The following is a 17,237-nucleotide window of genomic DNA, read 5'->3' as shown; positions in this document are numbered from 1 at the left end:
GGGGGCCAAACGGTGAAGCGGAAGCTTGCGATCATCATGACGGCAGTCTTTATTGGCTGCTTGCTTATAGCTCAAGGCACCAATTTCGCGGAATATGCGTCCGAGGTTGTAGCCGAGCCAGTACCAAGCAATGGACAACATAGCGGGCTTGCAGCCGCAAGCGGCCAGTCCGGCAAGCTGTCTGCATTGCCTGAAGGGATGGAATCGGCGGCTGAAAATGAATTTTTAGTCTTGTACGTCAATCCCGAAACGACGGAAATTGCCGTTCGGGACAAGCGCAGCCAAGCGATTTGGTATTCCAATCCGCAAAATCGCGAAGACGATCCGGTCGCAACCGGCTATAACAAGACGAAGCTGAGCGTGCAGGTCGAGATCGCTTATTTTGACAGCGCGGGAAATGCATTGAAGTATGACAATTACACCCATAGCGTTCAGAACGGCCAATATGCCATAGAGAAGGCAAACGATGGACTTGATATCGTCTATACGCTGGGGGAGGTCAAAAGCGACATCGATGCGATCCCTAAATATATTAGCGCGGATCGCTTTCAAACCGTCATTTTGGATAAAATCGAACAGTCTGTGGACAAAAGAGAAGTTGAAAAGCGCTTTAAATTTGATGAGGAAAAGCAGCGTTATGAACGAAGGGACTCCTCCTTTAAAGGAATCGGATTAGCAAAGGTTACCGAAATCTTTAATCGGATCGGCTATGACGAGGAGCAGAAAGCAATCGATAAGGCGGCATATGGCGAAGCGTCCACTGGCAGCGCCAATGTTCGGATTCCTTTGCATTATCGGCTGGATGGTGAGCATCTGACGGTGACAGTTGCGGCGGGCGAAATCGAATATCCGGCTAGTATGAAAATTCAGACGCTGTCGCTGCTACCGTTTTTTGGCGCAAGCGGGCGGGAGGATGAAGGTTATACGTTCGTGCCGGATGGATCGGGTTCGCTGATCCGTTTCAACAATGGCAAAACCTACGACGCGCCGTTCCGGACGGCCCTTTACGGTTCCGACGCATCTATTAGCCAGCTCATTAAAATTCAGAAAGAGGAAGCTGCGCGCTTGCCTGTATTCGGAATGAAATATGAGAACCGGGCATTTGTTGCGATTATAGAAAAGGGTGATGCGGTCGCCGCGGTTGAAGCGGACGTAAGCGGCAGGCTGAACGATTACAATACCGTATTTCCCAGCTTTACGCTGACTAATTTGGAGGAGGTTACCTTGACGAACGGGTGGCGCTCCAGCACGGTCAAAAAGTTTCAATCGGAGCCTTTTGCTGGGGATATGACGGTCCGTTATGGCTTTCTCGGCACGGGTGAGGCCAGCTATTCGGGCATGGCGGCGCATTATCGCCATTATTTAATCAAGCAAACGGGCTTAACGAAGCTGTCGGATGAGGGGGATGTTCCGTTCTATGTCGAGCTAATTGGCGGCATACCGAAAAAGAAATTTTTCTTGGGCATTCCTTATAACGCCTATGAGCCGCTTACGACTTTCGATCAAGCGGAGTCTATTTTGAGCCAAATGCTGGATAAGAAAATCAGCGGCATCAAGCTGCGTTATACGGGTTGGTTTAACGAGGGCCTAAACCATAATCTGCCGAAGTCGATTGCCGTTGACAAGCAGCTCGGCGGAAGAAAAGGTTTAAGCGAGCTAAAGGCATATGCCGATGCCAATGGCATATCGCTGTTTCCTGATGCGGCTTTTCTTGAGGCAGCTCCGCAAGCGGAAGGATTCAAAAAGTCGAGCGAAGCTTCCCGATTCATTACGGGCAGGCTGGCGGAAATTTATCCTTACAGCGCGGCCAGCTTCAGTCAAGAGGATGAACGCGAGCCCGGTTATGTAGTCAGTCCGAAGTCGCTGCCGAAAATGACAGCAGCATTTATGGACGATTACGGGAAGCTGCAGCTCTCTGGTTTGTCGCTGCGGGATCTTGGCAGCGAGCTGAACTCCGATTTCAATCGTTCCGAGGTCATCGATCGGGAGGAAGCGAAAGAGATCGTAAAGCAACAGCTGAAGCAAATGAGCGGCTCCGTCCAGGAAGTGCTGGTAGAAGGCGGAAACGCCTATTCGATCCCCTATGCGCGGCATATTGTGAATGCGCCGTTAACGAGCAGCGGCTTTAATATTACCGATGAGAGCGTTCCTTTCTTTCAACTGGTTTATCACGGTTATGTGCATACCGCTGGAAGCGCCTGGAACATGGCAGATGACCAGGATTCCACCTACAACTTTCTAAAAGCGCTCGAAACAGGCTCTTCATTGCATTACACGTGGTTTTTTGCTGATTCATCCGCGATCAAAATGACGGAGTTCGACTATTTGTATTCCGCCGATTACCGGGGCTGGATCGACGAAGCAGCGCAAAGATACGGAGAACTTAACGACGTTCTCCATGATGTGCAAGACCAAGCGATTATTGATCATCGGGCACTGGCAGATGGGGTGTACCAGACCACGTTCGAACAAGGGAAAACCATTATCGTCAATTATACCGATGCGCTAGCTCAAGTGGGCGGAATTACAGTTAAGGCAAAGGATTATTGGGTTGGGGGTGAAGCACAGCGATGAGGTTCAGGAAGCTTTCGCTTGAACAAAAAAACAGGTATTACGGACTGTATTTCATTCTTCCCTGGTTTGCAGGCTTTGTGTTCCTGTTTATGGTGCCGCTGCTGTCATCGCTCAGGTACAGCTTTAGCAATCTGCAAGTTACGAATGACGGCTTTAGCCTGGACTTTATCGGACTGTCCAATTACCGGGAAGCGTTGTTCTCGCATGAATCGTACGTCAGAATATTGACGGAATCGGTCGTAGATATCGCCGTTAATACACCGCTCATCATCATATTCAGCTTGTTTTTTGCGGTGCTGCTTAATCAGCGGTTTAGAGGACGGGTGCTGGCCCGGGCGATCTTCTTCCTTCCCGTTATTTTGGCATCGGGCATTATCGCCAGCATTGAGAACGGAGATTTGATGCAATCCGTCGTTCGCAGCGCAAACGATACAACCGGCGGCGGCTTGTCCATTATGAAAAATCTAGAGCTCGCTGCCCTGCTCATCGAATCAGGGGTGAGCATCACCTTTGTGGAGTATTTGACAGGTGCCGTCAGCCGAATTTATGAAATCATCAGCCAATCGGGTGTGCAAATTTTGATTTTTCTGGCGGGTCTGCAGTCGATTTCTCCTTCTTTGTACGAGGCGGCTAAAATCGAAGGCTCAACTGGCTACGAGGCGTTCTGGAAAATTACATTTCCGATGATTAGCCCGTTAATTTTGACGAATCTCGTTTATACGATTATTGACAGCTTCATTAGTGATGAAACGAGCCGGCTTGTTGTAGATACGGCATTCAAAAGCTATGATTTTGGCCTCAGCGCGGCGATGGCGTGGATGTATTTTGCTGTCATTGCACTTGTGCTGTGGATTACGACATCGATTGTTTCACGCAAGGTGTTTTATCAAGATTAGCGGTTTAAGGGAGGAAGGATATGAAGAAGGAAACCGCTGCGATGCAACAGTCAACGAAAGAAAAATTGCATCATCGCATGGCATCCGCTGCCTATTGGCTAGAATTTGCGAAAAAATGGCTGTGGATGACCGTCCGATTCGTACTCATTTTTGGCATATCGTTTGTCATCGTCTACCCGATTCTATTAAAGCTGTCGATTGCATTCAAAAGCATGGATGATTTGTATGACTCTACAGTCATTTGGGTGCCGCATACGCTGACGCTTGACAATTTCAAGCTTGTATTCCAAGCGATGAACTACCCGCAAGTGCTGCTCAATACGCTGCTCCTATCTTCTGCGGTCATGCTGCTGCAGACGGTTACATGCGTGCTTGCTGGCTATGGCTTTGCCCGGGTGAAATTCAGAGGAAGCGGCCTTTTGTTCGCAGGCGTTATTTTTACCATTTTGGTTCCAGCCCAAACGATTATGGTTCCGCTCTATTTGCAATTTAAAAATTTTGATCTTTTCGGGCTGATGAAGCTGATCCAAGGCGAGCCCGCCAATCTGATCAACACCTACTGGCCGTTTATTATTTCGGCAGTGCTAGGCATGGGCGTCAAGACCGGCTTGTATGTGTATATTTTTCGCCAATTTTTCAAAGGGATTCCGCGAGAGATTGAAGAAGCCGCCTATGTGGATGGGGCTGGCTACTTTACAACCTTCAGAAGCGTCATCTTGCCTAATGCGCTCCCGTCCATGGTGACCGTCATGCTGTTCTCGTTTGTGTGGCAGTGGAACGACTCTTTTTTTACAAACATGTATTTGAATGAGCCTAAGGTGATGTCGTCGATGATGGCTTCTTCCGGCTATGCGATTGCTACTTTCCTTAGCGGAGGAGGGCAGGCGGAAACGGCTTCCTATGTTCAGGATCCGTTCTTTATGTCCATGATGATGAATACCAGCGTCCTGATGGCTATACTGCCGCTTATTATTTTGTATTTGTTTGTGCAAAGGCATTTTGTAGAGAGTGTTGAACGATCAGGCTTGGTCGGATAGGAGAGGCGGATGAAAAAGAAATTGACAGTTGTAATCGTTTTGGCGTTCACGTCAGCTGTAGGCTTGTATTTCAATTTCGCATCGAATCGTTCGGATAGCGCAGGCAGCCCGAAAAAGGAGGAAGCCCAGGTCCAGCAGCTGACGCCGCCGGATGTAAATGTATCGCTCGACGCAGCTATCCGCTATCAAACGATCGATAATTTCGGCGCGTCCGACTCATGGTCGATGGAGCCTCTGGGCAAGCATTGGACGGAAGAAAATAAAAATCGCATTGCGGATTTGCTATTTTCAAGAGAGAAAGGAATTGGCCTGTCGGCCTGGCGCTTCAATATCGGTGCAGGCTCGATTGACACGGACCAGACGCGTATTCCAGATCCATGGAGGCGGGCGGAATCGTTCAAGCTTGCGGAGGAAGGGGAATATGATTGGAGCAGCCAGTCGGGTCAGCAATGGTTTCTTCAGGCGGCAAAGGATCGGGGCGTGGACACATTAATCGCATTCGTGAACAGCCCGCCGGTCTGGATGACAAAAAATGGTCATGCCCAGCCGGATTCAGAAGTCGGCTCTACCAATCTGAAAGAGGGTTATGAGGAAAAATTTTCGGCATTTTTAATCGATGTTTTGGAGCATTTTAGAAAGGAAGGCTTGGCATTCCAATATATAAGCCCGATTAATGAGCCGACCTGGGATTGGAATTTGGCCCAGCAAGAAAGCAACCGTTATAACAACGACGATCTTAAGCGTGTTATCCTTGAATTGCACCGGCAGTTGAAAGCAAGCGGCCTTGAGGCGCAAATCAGCGCCCCAGACGGCGTAGAAATTACAGCGCTGCTGGATGATGAATATTATGGGCAGTATGCAGGGAGCGGGACCTATTCGGGCGGGGCCAATAGTCTCGGAACAGGGAAATACCGGGAATATATTAAGGAGCTGCTCGGCGATCCCGTACTCAAGAAAGCGATTGGGAATAAAATCGCTTCGCATTCCTATTGGTCCGATTACAGCAATCCGGGCGATGACCGGCTGGGCAAGCTGAGGCAATTGCTGGCTGCCAATCTGAAAAAATACGACGAAAAGGCTAAATATTGGGTAACGGAATATTGTATTCTTGGCGAATATGGTCCCGGGCGTGACCTTGGCATGGAGCCTGCATTGCATGTGGCGCGTACGATTCATTTTGATTTGACGGAAGCAAATGCAGCTGCTTGGCAGTGGTGGACCGCAGTGTCCAAGGTCGATTACAAGGATGGCCTGATCTATACGGATTTTAGCGAAGCGGGTGACGAGCAAAATATTCTGACCTCCAAAATGATGTGGGCGCTCGGCAATTACAGCAAATTTATTCGTCCCGGTGCGCAGCGCATCTCGCTTGCAGGACTGGATGAAGAAGCGCGCAGCGGCTTGCTGGGATCAGCTTATGTACATGAAGGAGAGCAGACGGTTACGGCTGTATTCGTCAATGACAGCGAGGATGACAAGCGCGTTCGGGTTTCATTGAATGGCGTGGATCAGCACCATTCCATTGCATTCATGGAACCGTATATTACGTCGGCGGGTCGAGATCTTGTCCGAGGGGAGAGCATTCCTGTACAAGGCGATTATTCGTTTGAAGCGATTATTCCAGCGAAGTCTGTCGTCACGTTGACGGGAGGCGGGGCAGAAGGCACGGCCGAACATTAAGTCAAAATAATAATCAAAACAATAAGTGAAATCAATAAGCAGGAAGCAGTAGGCGTTGATGGCCGATCATCAACGCTTTTTTTTGTTGTACGCCCAGCATGATCGTCATCTCTAGGGTGGAGTTCCCGAACGGGGCTGGAAAACAGCCATTGAGTTGGTAATATGTCTCGTAGAAATCTGGGATGTATAAATTCAGCCTCCAGCTTTCATATTAACAATTATAAATGGAGAAATAACAAGGAGGAGAATTGATGATGCAGCAGCAAACTACAGCGAATAACGATACACAGAATTCAATGAACAAAAATCACGGAGGACATGAGCTTTTTGATTTGCAGGAGGTATTGAATTGCAGCATTAGCGCAATGGATCAATTTATGATTTTCAGACAATATGCACAGGATCAGGAACTGCTTAATCTTATCGACAAGCAATATCAATTTATGCAATCGCAATACAATTTGACGGCCGAATGCTTTAAGACCGGGCAGGAGCCAAGCCAAAAAACTTCAACCTATTTGATTAAAGAGGTAACACCAACCATATTCGGCATGAAGCAAAGCTCGCCGAAAAAACCGATACAATCACTAGCCGATGTCAACGATGCCGGAGTATGCGGTTTTATGCAAGGCATCGTTAAAAGCCATGCTTCGCTGTTAACGACGTCTGCTCTTGAAGCAACAAACCCGGTTGTCCGTCGTGTACTCGCTTCCCAAGTGCAAAATTTTATTGAAATGTCCTATGAGCTCTTTCTGTATCAAAATAAAAATGCTTATTATCAGGTGCCGCAATTAAATGATGCTGATATGCAGCAAATTTTGAATACATTTTCACCAACCTCCGAAACACCGCAAATGCCAGAGCCTAATAAAGGAACAGCCCTTCATTAACAGCAACATTTAGAAAAAAATAAAAGTTTACTGTTGAATTAAGTACCCCTATGCAACTAAAAAGACGCCCGGTCCCCATTCCGGGCGTCTTTCTACTAAATAGAACTGGAGGCTGATTGTGGTGAAAGAGCGGAATAAACTATCGGTTGCTGCATTAGGCGGGGTTAATGAGATCGGCAAAAATATGTACATTTTACAATACGCGGACGATATCATCGTTATTGACTGTGGATCTAAATTTCCTGATGAGAGTTTTTTGGGTATTGACCTCATTATTCCGGATGTAACCTATTTGTTAAATAATACAGAAAAGGTAAAGGCTCTAATCATAACACATGGACATGAGGATCATATTGGCGGCATTCCTTATTTTTTGAAACAACTGAATATCCCGATTTATGCCTCAAGATTAACCATTGGCCTGATTGAAATAAAGCTGAAGGAGCATGGCCTTCTTCGTACAACGCAGCTAAATTTAATTGATTCGAATTCGCGTATCGCCTTTGGTCCGATTCAGGTGTCATTTTTCAGCACTAACCATAGTATTCCGGATTGCTTGGGAATTGCCCTGCATACACCTGAAGGAACAGTTGTACATACAGGCGATTTTAAATTTGATATGTCACCTGTCAATCATCAATATCCTGATCTTCATCGAATGGCTGATATTGGTAAAAGTGGCGTGCTGCTGCTGCTGTCAGAAAGCACGAATGCCGAACGGCCTGGTTTTACGCCATCGGAACGGCTTGTTGGGGATCACATTACAGAAGCATTCAGCAAAGCTCAGCAGAAGGTGTTTATTTCAACTTTCGCGTCTAATGTCCATCGGGTTCAGCAAATCGTTGACGCGGCCGCTAAAACGGGCCGAAAGCTTGTCCTGCTTGGCCGAAGCATGGTGAATGTAACTTCTGTAGCCAAGGAGTTAGGCTATTTAACCATTCCAGAGGATATGCTTATAGATGCTGGAGATACGGATCGTTATGCCCCTGAAAATATTGCTGTCCTATGTACAGGAAGCCAGGGAGAGCCTATGGCTGTACTCTCGCGTTTGGCAAGCTCGAATCATCGGCAAATCGAAATTATGCCGGGCGATACGGTTATTATTGCCGCAACCGCTATTCCGGGTAATGAGCGCAATGTTGCGCGCATCATTGACAATCTTTATTTGCTTGGCGCGAATGTTATATATGGCTCGGGGAGCGCAACAGGTATGCACGTATCCGGTCACGGTAACCAAGAAGAGCTGAAATTAATGCTTACCTTAATGAAGCCCAAATATTTTATTCCGGTTCATGGCGAATTCCGCATGCTTTATCAACACCAGCAGCTTGCGAGGTCGGTGGGAGTTGCCGAGGAGAACATTTTTATCGTGAACAATGGAGAGACCGTGGAAATCGAAAACCAAATTGCACGTAAAGGTAGTAAAATCCCTGTGGGCAATATGTTGGTGGACGGATTAGGGATTGGAGATATTGGGAATGTTGTACTCCGCGACCGCAAACAGCTCTCGGCTGACGGCATTCTTGTTATTGTCATCACGCTTAGTAAAACGGAAGGGCATATTCTTTCTGGTCCGGACATCATTTCCCGGGGATTTGTTTATGTTCGGGACTCCGAAGCGCTTATGCGAGAGATCAATCAACTTGTGGAATCGACAGTTGATAAACTGCTGGAGGAGCACGGAAGCCAGTGGAATATGATGAAGAAGACGTTAAGAGACACCTTGGGACGGTTCTTATTTGCCCAAACCAAAAGAAGGCCAATGATTCTCCCGATCATTATAGAGGTGTGAATAATAATGCTTGTTTTGTAAATCATATAGGGATGTTTTTCGAAAGGAGGGATATGAATTGGCTAAGCAGCAAGGGCATGGCGCACAAAATACAACTACTCGCACCTCGGACAAGCAAGGCAGTAAAGCGAGCAAGGGCGGAAATAAATCATAGTAAAAAAGAGTTTAGTTGCTATCGACCATTAATCCACCATTGCAGCCTTTAGATCAGCGATGATCTAAGGGCTAATTTGTATTTCATAACACAGGTGCGTAAGGGCAAGAGATTGGTGGCCATCGAAAGCTTTATCTCTGTGATGCATCATATAGCGGTATTCCCTGATTAATTCGACATATATGTGACAATTAAAGGTGATAAAAATTTATTTAGTGCGTCATAAAAATATTTATGTTGTATTATAAAAGTGTAATGATGTATGCTATTAGCAAATAAGCGAAGGGGGAATGAGGAAATGCACCGCGGGGTTGGCATTAGCGGAATGGGGAGAATCGGACGGCTGCTCGTTAGGAAAATGTTGTCTGATCCGAATCCAGTAGTTGAGTTGAGGGCGATTAACAGCGTTTATCCAGTGGAGACCATTGCTCATCTATTGAAATACGATTCGGTACATGGGAGCTGGAAGGCAGATATACGGACTCGCGATCAGCAGCTGGTCATTAACGGACATCCCATACAGGTCGTATATGAAAGAGCGCCGGAAAACATTAAGTGGCATCGTTATGGCGTCGAGCTGGCCATTGACGCAACCGGGAAATTCAATGATCGGCAAGGTGCGCTGAAGCATATTGCTTCAGGGGCTGATCGGGTGCTGATTACAGCGCCTGGCAAGCAAATGGACTTGACGATTGTGATGGGTGTTAATGAGCACCTTTATCGCCCGGAGGAGCATCAGCTGTTATCAGCCGCCTCCTGTACGACAAACTGTGTGGCTCCGGTCCTTCATGTACTGGATCAAGCGTTCCGTGTCCAGTCTGGCTGGATGACGACGGTGCATTCCTATACTTCTGATCAAAATCATTTGGACAATCCGCACGAGGATTTGCGCAGAGCTAGATCCTGCACCCAGTCTATTGTGCCTACGACGACAGGAGTCGGCAAGGCGCTTGCAGATGTGCTGCCGCATTTGTCCTCGCGCATTCAGGGCATGTCGCTGCGTGTTCCGACGCAGGATGTATCGTTAATTGACCTCACCGTTCAAACGGAGCGCCATACGACAGCCGCGGAAGTAAATGCAGTTTTGAAAGCGGCTGCAGAAGGCAGCAAGTCTTCTTATATCGGCTTTGCACAGGAGCCGCTCGTATCGGCCGACTATATTGGCTGTTCGAAATCGGCTATGGTAGACGGGCTTTCGACGATGGTCATGGACAATCAGATTAAAGTAATTGCTTGGTATGACAATGAATGGGCATATGCATGCCGCGTAATGGATGTAGCCAATCTAATGATGGAAAGGGTGAAGGATTCATGCGAAATCACGGTATAGAAATGGGAGCCATTTATTGCAAGCACTGCATGACGCTGATTGATACACAACCAACGAAGAAGGTAACTAATTATTATTCGGAATGCAAGGAAGAGGCATGTGTGGTGTCGAGGTCTGGGGGCGGACTAGTCAGCTCGGGGCACATGCAAGTAAGTGGAAATGGGGCAGGCGGATACACACAGACGGGAGGAAGTCAGGCATGAGCATCATGGAGTCGAGACTGCGTCAGCAAGGCGTACATTATCAAATGACGACAGAGCAGCTAATGGAACAAGCGATTAAACGCGGCGAAGGAACGAAGCTGGAATCGGGAGCGCTTCGGGTGCTGACAGGGCAATATACAGGCCGTTCGCCCAAAGACAAGTTTATTGTATGCGAGCCGTCTTCGCTGCCGCAAGTGGCTTGGGGCAAAGTGAACCAGCCGCTTTCGCCGGAGCATTTTAACCAATTGTATGAAAAAGCAAAGCGTTATATGGAGCAGCAAGAGCTGTTCATCTTTGACGGCTATGCTGGTGCGGATGAAGCGTACCGCCTGCCGATTCGCGTTATTAATGAATATGCCTGGCATAATCTATTTGCCCGCCAGCTGTTTATTCGTCCAAGCGAGGAGCAGCTTGCCTCCCATAAGCCTGAATTTACCGTCATCGCCCTTCCGGGGCTCAAGGCAGATCCTGCATGTGACGGTACAGCGTCCGAAACGTTTATTTGCATCTCTTTTGAGCAAAAAATCGTGCTGATTGGCGGAACGGAATATGCGGGCGAGATGAAAAAGTCGATTTTCAGCGTGCTTAACTACTTGCTGCCTCTGCAGGGCGTCCTGTCGATGCATTGCTCGGCGAATGTAGGCGAGCAGGGCGATACGGCGCTGTTCTTCGGCCTATCGGGCACGGGCAAGACGACGCTTTCTGCCGATCCTTCGCGCCGCCTCATCGGAGATGACGAGCATGGCTGGTCGGAGGATGGCGTGTTCAACTTCGAAGGCGGCTGCTATGCGAAATGCATTGGGCTGAGCGAAGAGAAGGAGCCGCAAATTTGGCAGGCCATCCGCAGCGGCGCTGTGTTGGAAAATGTAGCGCTAGATGCGCAGACAGGGCAGCCTGATTATAACAGCAATATTCTGACGGAAAATACGCGTGCTGCTTATCCATTGGAGCATATTCCAGGGGCGGTGCTGGCCGGAAAAGCAGGCCATCCGAACGTTATTTTGTTTCTGACCGCCGACGCTTGCGGCGTATTGCCACCGATCTCCAGGCTGACGAAGGAGCAGGCTATGTATCATTTTCTATCGGGCTATACGTCCAAGCTTGCGGGTACGGAGCGTGGTGTAACGGAGCCGGAAGCGACGTTTTCCGCTTGCTTCGGAGCGCCGTTCCTGCCGCTCGAGCCAAGTGTATATGCAGAAATGCTCGGTGAAAAAATCGCCCAGCATGATGCCAAAGTGTATTTGGTAAATACAGGCTGGTCCGGTGGGCCGCACGGCATAGGGCAGCGGATGAACCTGCGATATACGCGGGCGATGGTAACGGCCGCGATTAATGGCAGCATTGAGCAGGCTGAATTTATCGCCGATCCGGTGTTTGGCCTGAGCTGCCCGCTCACGGTAGAAGGCGTGCCGGATGCGGTGCTCCTGCCCCGTGAAGCATGGCAGGATAAGGCGGCCTATGATCAGCAGGCGGCCAAGCTTGCCGCACAATTTGAGAATAATTTCCGCAAATTCGTTGGCGTAAGCGCGGAAATTGCCGCCGCTGGTCCAGTGGGACTGCCAGACGAGCGCTGATAGAAGAACGGGATAGTGGTAAAACGAGGGACTGCTTTTAGGCTGTAGAAGCCTTGAAGCAGTCCCTTGTTATTTTTCAGTTAAGTTCTACCCTAGCATGGCGGCTTGCCGCTTGTACTGATCCTCTAATACGAGGCAGACCATCGCTTCCACAACGGGGACAATTCTCGGACAAATGCAAGGGTCGTGCCGCCCCTCGGTTCTAATTTCCTGCTCCTCGCCGTGAATGTTGACCGTTTGCTGCGGGACCGAAATGGAGGAGGTCGGCTTAACGCTTATACGAAAAATAATATCCTGTCCCGTGCTGATGCCCCCTATGATGCCGCCCGAATGATTGCTGAGAAATCCGTCGCCGCTCATCCCGTCATTATGCTCGCTGCCGAGCATGGAGGCGGCAGCGAAGCCAGCGCCAAATTCAATGCCTTTCACGGCGCCAATCGATAGCATCGCTTTCGCAAGCTCCGCATCCAATTTGTCAAATACCGGCTCTCCAAGACCAGGCACTACGCCACGAATCCGGCATTCTACAATGCCGCCGCAGCTGTCGCCAATGGCTGCGAGCTGTTCAATCTTGCTGATCATTTTCGCTCCGGCGGTGGCGTCACAGGCACGCACGGCATTTTGTTCTATGATGCTCTCATCGAAGGTTTCGCATTCAATGCCTCCGATAGCCTGCGTATAGGCAAGCACCTGCACGCCCCTTTGCTCCAGCAGCTTGCGGGCAATGGCGCCGCCCGCTACTCTTCCCGCCGTTTCTCTGCCAGAAGCCCGTCCACTTCCTCTGTGATCGCGAATGCCATACTTTTGCAAATAAGTGAAATCGGCATGGCCCGGGCGAAAGGAATGCTGGATATCGCTATACGCATCCGGCCTCATATCCTGATTATGCAAAATAACGAAGAGCGGCGTTCCAGTCGTTTTTCCCTCGAACATGCCCGACAAAATATGAACGATATCATATTCCTTGCGCGGGGAAGTGACGGACGATTGCCCGGGCTTGCGCCGGTCCATTTGCCGCTGAATGTAGGCTTCATCAAGTTCGATGCCCGGCGTTACGCCATCGACAATGACACCAACCGCCTCGCCATGGGACTCGCCAAAGGTTGTGATTTTAAAAGCTTCTCCGAATGTGTTTCCTGCCATAATGGATCATCCTCTGCGTCTATTCGTTTATTTGAAAGCCTAGTGCAGCCAATTGCTCAAAATAATTCGGGTTTGTTTTGGAGACACAGCCCGGATCGGAAATTTGTAGATTAGAAACTTTCGAAGCCATTAAGGAAAGGGCCATAGCCATGCGATGGTCATCATGGCTATTTAATAAAGCGGCTTGCGGCTTGCCGGGAAAAACGGTTAGGCCATCTTCATATTCCAATACGCGAATGCCTAGTTTACCCAATTCCGTGCAAATAGCAGCTATCCGGTCACATTCGTGATGTCTAATATGAGCGGCATCTTTAAGTGTAATGGGGCCATCTGTAAAAATAGCAAGGACAGCGAGCGTCAGCGTTTGATCCGACCATTTTTGCATGCTGACGGTAAAGCCGCCCTTCAAACGCTCTGGTCCTTGGACTTCAATAAAGCTTGCGCCGCGGACAATCGTACAACCCATCTGCTCCAGCACGCCGAGCATTGCAATATCTGGCTGGCTTGTACGGCTGGCGTCAATGCCTTCCGTTCTTATGCGCCCTGCGGAAAGCGCGGCGAGAGCCCAGAAATAACAGCAGGTCGATACATCAGGCTCCAGAAGGACGGAGCGCGCTTCATATTTTCCCGTAGGTATCGTAATGCAGGGGGCGTCTGTGTCCAGAGATGCAACAGGTGCTGCACCAAACAAAGCCATCATCGCAAGGGTCATTTCGACATAATCTTTTTGCACGACTTCCCCATCTATGCGCACTGTAATCGGCGCTTTCGCATAAGGGGCGGCTAACAGCAAACCGCTTATGAATTGACTTGATGTAGAGCCAGGCAGCAGCACCGTCCCGCCCTGCAATCCGTTTGCCCGAAGGACGAAGGGGAGTGAACGCTCGGCTTGCTCGTATTCAAACGCTGCTCCTAAATGCGTCAGTGCATCCAGCAAGGGAGCCAGCGGCCGCTCGTGCAACCGTCTAGTGCCTTTGATCGCCCAAACGCCGTCTCCAATGGCTAAAGCTCCGGGCAAAAAACGCGCAATCGTGCCGGCAGCTCCGACGTACAGCTCGCCAGATGAGATAGGCCAGTTTCCTCCGCAGCCATCCACATAAGCGGTGTCTCCTTCGATAGTGATCTTTACTCCGAGCTGCTTTAATGCGGCAATGCACCAGTAGGAATCATCGCTTAATAATAAACCGTCAATTTGCGATTTTCCTACGGCAAGCGCGGCTATAATGAGGGCACGGTTAGTTAAGCTTTTGCTTCCCGGTATGCGCACCGTTCCTTCCAATGCTCCGCTTGGAGGATTCAGGGTCACCTGCTGTTTATCGCTATGGGCCGACCATGGGGAGCGTGCAGCTAGATCGGGCTGGAATCCGTCCATATTTCCACCTCTTTTGTTTTCTTGTCTAAACCCGATTATAATGAAGAAAATGAAATAAGTGAAATTGGATTTTATCAAAAATGATATAGAGGTGGTCTATACCAAATGTTCAATCTGGAATGGTATCGTATTTTTCTGCATACAGCACGCTGCAAAAATTTAACAAGAGCGGCGCAGGAGCTGCATATTACGCAGCCATCGGTCAGCTATGCGATTAAGCAGATGGAGGAGGCTTTGCAGCTCAAGCTTTTTCATCGGCTGTCGAAGGGTGTCGAGCTTACCGAAGAAGGGCAAGCTCTGCTGGGCTATGTAGAGCAATCCTTTTCCATGCTGGATTCTGCGCAAAAGCATTTGCAAAATATGAAGCTGCTGAATGAGGGGGAAATCCGCATCGGAGCGAGCGATTCGCTGATTAAGCATCTTTTGCTGCCGCAATTAAATACCTTTCATCGCGATTATCCGGGTATTCGAATCCGGCTTTCGCATGGGAAAACGCCTGATATTACGCAGCGCTTAAGGGAAGGCGAAATCGATTGTGCCATCATCCATCTGCCCATAAACGATTCACAGCTGAATATTCAGACGCTTGCGGTGCTGGAGGATTGTTTTGTAGTTGGGGAGGCTTATGCGGAGCTAGCCCGCCGTTCGGCAGCGAATGGAGCTTTGTCGATGCAGCAGCTGGCTGAGCTGCCGCTCCTGTTATTATCTCCGGGCAGCAGCACGAGGGAGTTTATTGAACAATGGTTTGCGGGCAAGGGACAGGTGGTAAAGCCGGATATCGAGCTTGGCAGCATTGATTTGCTCGCCCAGTTCGCCAGGCTCGGTTACGGGGCCGCCTTCATTAGCCGTTCTTTTGTGCAGGAAGAATTAAATAATGGCATGTTGTTTGAATTATTAGTAGAAGACCCGCTTCCACCGCGCAGCATCGGACTTGCCGTACGTCAGGACAGAAAGCTGTCGGTTGCGGCTGAACGCTTCGTCGAGCTGTTTATGCCAGCTGGCGATGAGGGAAATTAAATAAGTTCTGATCAGATTAGACTTGCCAAGCTTACTCGGTACATCACTCGGTAAATCCGAATATGTTCCATCAGCATCCGTACATTGTTCATGGCGCCTGCTGGTGTGAACCATGTACCATAAAGAAAAAGCGTTCTCTGCACAACCTAGTGTGGTAGCGGATGATGAGATGATCACCCTATCCATAGAGGACAGAAAAGGTGGCCATATGAGCACAGCGAGCAGGCAGCTGCCCCGTAAACTGACAATTACAATGTGGGATTTCTCTTGGTATACGATGACGACGCCGGGGGAGCCTTACAGCGATTTAGCTGCAAGATATAAAGAAGCGGTAGAGCGGGGCTACAATACGATTCGCATTTGTGCAATGCCACTCATGCTGTTTACGGAATCGGGCGTTCGCCCTGGACCGCTGCGCTTCGGCAATTTGGGCGAGGTGGGGCAGCGGACGCGCTGGTACAATTGCAAAGGCGGAGCAGAGCTGGACGGGCATGCGCAGCTATTGGAGCTATTCAAGCAAGCGAAGGCTCACAACTGCTATATTATTCTTTCCTCGTGGGAATACCAGCAAAGTCCGAGCTTTCTGGCGGAGCCCTATTTGCGCGATTTGCTGGCGGATATTCCGCCGGACCAGCGGTTTATGGCACTGGCGAAGTCGATGGATCAGCTCATTTCATATGTGAAGGCAGCGGGCTATGGCGAGCAAATCGCTTATGCCGAGCTGCATAATGAGGTCGAATTTGGACAATTGACCGACATTGCAACTGAGCAGGGCGTTGCTGGCTCCAATACGCCGGGCCTTGTGCAAATTATGCAGCCCTACATCGAAGAAGCGGTTGCGTTTTTGCGCGAGCAGCATCCTGAGCTGTTAATGACGGCAAGCTATACGCTGAATGAGGCTTACCCGAAAGCTTATGTGGCGCGAAATATGCAGGTGGCCCATTTTCATCTGTACATTAAAGGCGTGCTGCAGGAGCTGATGGATCAGGCAGGCATCGACAATGAAGCGGAGCCGTTTCCAAATGAGCTGGTGCAATCGCTGCTGCGGGAGGACGCGCCGCCATTCGAGAGCTGGCAGCTTCCGGCAGGGCAGGAATGGCGGATGCAGGGCAATCCGGTCGGCATGAAGCTGCTTTATCTGCATGATTGGGCTGATCCGGATCAATGGGATTTGTATTTGTACGACCATTATGGCAGCCACAAGCTGGCGATGCTCCAGAAGGCGGATTTTCGTTTTGAGGAGCTGCATGAATGGGCGGGGCAAACGGAGCTGCCTATTGTCATTGGCGAAGGTTATGTGGGCTACACGCCGCTGCATGCGGGCTTTGAGGAAGGGCCGATCGGCAAATTTATTGCCGAATATGCGATTCGCAAAGGGATGAAGCTGGGCTTCTGGGGGATGGTGCTCTGCTCCAATTGCGCGCCCCATCATCCGTTCTGGGACGATATAGCGTGGCAGCAAAAGTGGAACCGGTTTATTTTGGAATCGTAAATAAATTCATGAGGCAATGATAGCGCAAGCGAAAATCACATAGAGACGAGATAAAGCTTCTTTTTCGAGCATGCCGATGGCGT

13 protein-coding genes are annotated in these 17,237 nt (G+C 49.4%); 11 read left to right on the top strand and 2 right to left on the bottom strand.

All coding sequences use genetic code 11. The features are described from left to right. Nucleotides 1-12: 12 nt before the first annotated feature. The 9 genes from AC50Y5_RS16980 to pckA all read left to right on the top strand — a co-directional run bounded on the left by AC50Y5_RS16980 (nt 13) and on the right by pckA (nt 12,130). Nucleotides 13-2,574 (top strand): DUF5696 domain-containing protein, encoded by a 2,562-nt coding sequence (locus AC50Y5_RS16980; RefSeq protein ID WP_494862268.1) that lies wholly within the window; start codon nt 13-15, stop codon nt 2,572-2,574. Further along, a complete protein-coding gene (locus tag AC50Y5_RS16975; RefSeq protein WP_494862266.1) occupies nt 2,571-3,470 on the top strand; it encodes a carbohydrate ABC transporter permease in 900 nt (299 codons plus the stop codon). Before AC50Y5_RS16980 ends, AC50Y5_RS16975 begins: the two co-directional genes overlap by 4 nt. Nucleotides 3,471-3,490: 20 nt before the next feature. Then, nucleotides 3,491-4,507 carry a carbohydrate ABC transporter permease gene (locus AC50Y5_RS16970; protein ID WP_494862262.1) on the top strand — a complete coding sequence of 339 codons (1,017 nt, stop codon included), beginning with the start codon at nt 3,491-3,493 and terminating at the stop codon, nt 4,505-4,507. 9 nt (nt 4,508-4,516) lie between these two features. Further along, nucleotides 4,517-6,187 (top strand): glycoside hydrolase, encoded by a 1,671-nt coding sequence (locus tag AC50Y5_RS16965; RefSeq protein WP_494862260.1) that lies wholly within the window; start codon nt 4,517-4,519, stop codon nt 6,185-6,187. Between the two features lie 254 nt (nt 6,188-6,441). Continuing rightward, nucleotides 6,442-7,077 (top strand): spore coat protein, encoded by a 636-nt coding sequence (locus tag AC50Y5_RS16960; RefSeq protein WP_056037540.1) that lies wholly within the window; start codon nt 6,442-6,444, stop codon nt 7,075-7,077. A 118-nt stretch (nt 7,078-7,195) separates the two neighbouring features. Then, nucleotides 7,196-8,869 carry a ribonuclease J gene (locus AC50Y5_RS16955; RefSeq protein WP_494862258.1) on the top strand — a complete coding sequence of 558 codons (1,674 nt, stop codon included), beginning with the start codon at nt 7,196-7,198 and terminating at the stop codon, nt 8,867-8,869. A 452-nt stretch (nt 8,870-9,321) separates the two neighbouring features. Next, on the top strand, nt 9,322-10,353 hold the full coding sequence (gene gap / locus AC50Y5_RS16950; RefSeq protein WP_056037463.1) for a type I glyceraldehyde-3-phosphate dehydrogenase: 1,032 nt from the start codon (nt 9,322-9,324) through the stop codon (nt 10,351-10,353). After that, a complete protein-coding gene (locus AC50Y5_RS16945; protein ID WP_494862255.1) occupies nt 10,335-10,556 on the top strand; it encodes a hypothetical protein in 222 nt (73 codons plus the stop codon). Before gap ends, AC50Y5_RS16945 begins: the two co-directional genes overlap by 19 nt. Next, nucleotides 10,553-12,130 carry a phosphoenolpyruvate carboxykinase (ATP) gene (gene pckA, locus AC50Y5_RS16940; protein ID WP_056037460.1) on the top strand — a complete coding sequence of 526 codons (1,578 nt, stop codon included), beginning with the start codon at nt 10,553-10,555 and terminating at the stop codon, nt 12,128-12,130. The genes AC50Y5_RS16945 and pckA overlap by 4 nt, the downstream gene beginning before the upstream one ends. An 87-nt stretch (nt 12,131-12,217) precedes the next feature. On the opposite strand, the gene aroC is transcribed toward pckA, so the two are convergent. Both aroC and aroA read right to left on the bottom strand, forming a co-directional pair. Then, a complete protein-coding gene (aroC, locus tag AC50Y5_RS16935) occupies nt 12,218-13,273 on the bottom strand; it encodes a chorismate synthase (RefSeq protein WP_056037458.1) in 1,056 nt (351 codons plus the stop codon). 19 nt (nt 13,274-13,292) lie between these two features. Continuing rightward, nucleotides 13,293-14,645 (bottom strand): 3-phosphoshikimate 1-carboxyvinyltransferase, encoded by a 1,353-nt coding sequence (aroA, locus tag AC50Y5_RS16930; protein WP_056037455.1) that lies wholly within the window; start codon nt 14,643-14,645, stop codon nt 13,293-13,295. A 105-nt stretch (nt 14,646-14,750) separates the two neighbouring features. On the opposite strand from aroA, the gene AC50Y5_RS16925 reads away from it, so the two are divergent. Next, nucleotides 14,751-15,662 (top strand): LysR family transcriptional regulator, encoded by a 912-nt coding sequence (locus AC50Y5_RS16925; protein ID WP_056037452.1) that lies wholly within the window; start codon nt 14,751-14,753, stop codon nt 15,660-15,662. Between the two features lie 208 nt (nt 15,663-15,870). Next, on the top strand, nt 15,871-17,154 hold the full coding sequence (locus tag AC50Y5_RS16920; protein ID WP_494862339.1) for a cellulase-like family protein: 1,284 nt from the start codon (nt 15,871-15,873) through the stop codon (nt 17,152-17,154). Nucleotides 17,155-17,237 lie beyond the last annotated feature (83 nt).

The organism is Paenibacillus sp. JT22N7 (assembly GCF_059383875.1).
Note: the sequence above shows the minus strand (reverse complement) of the source record. Positions and strands in the feature narration are given on the sequence as shown.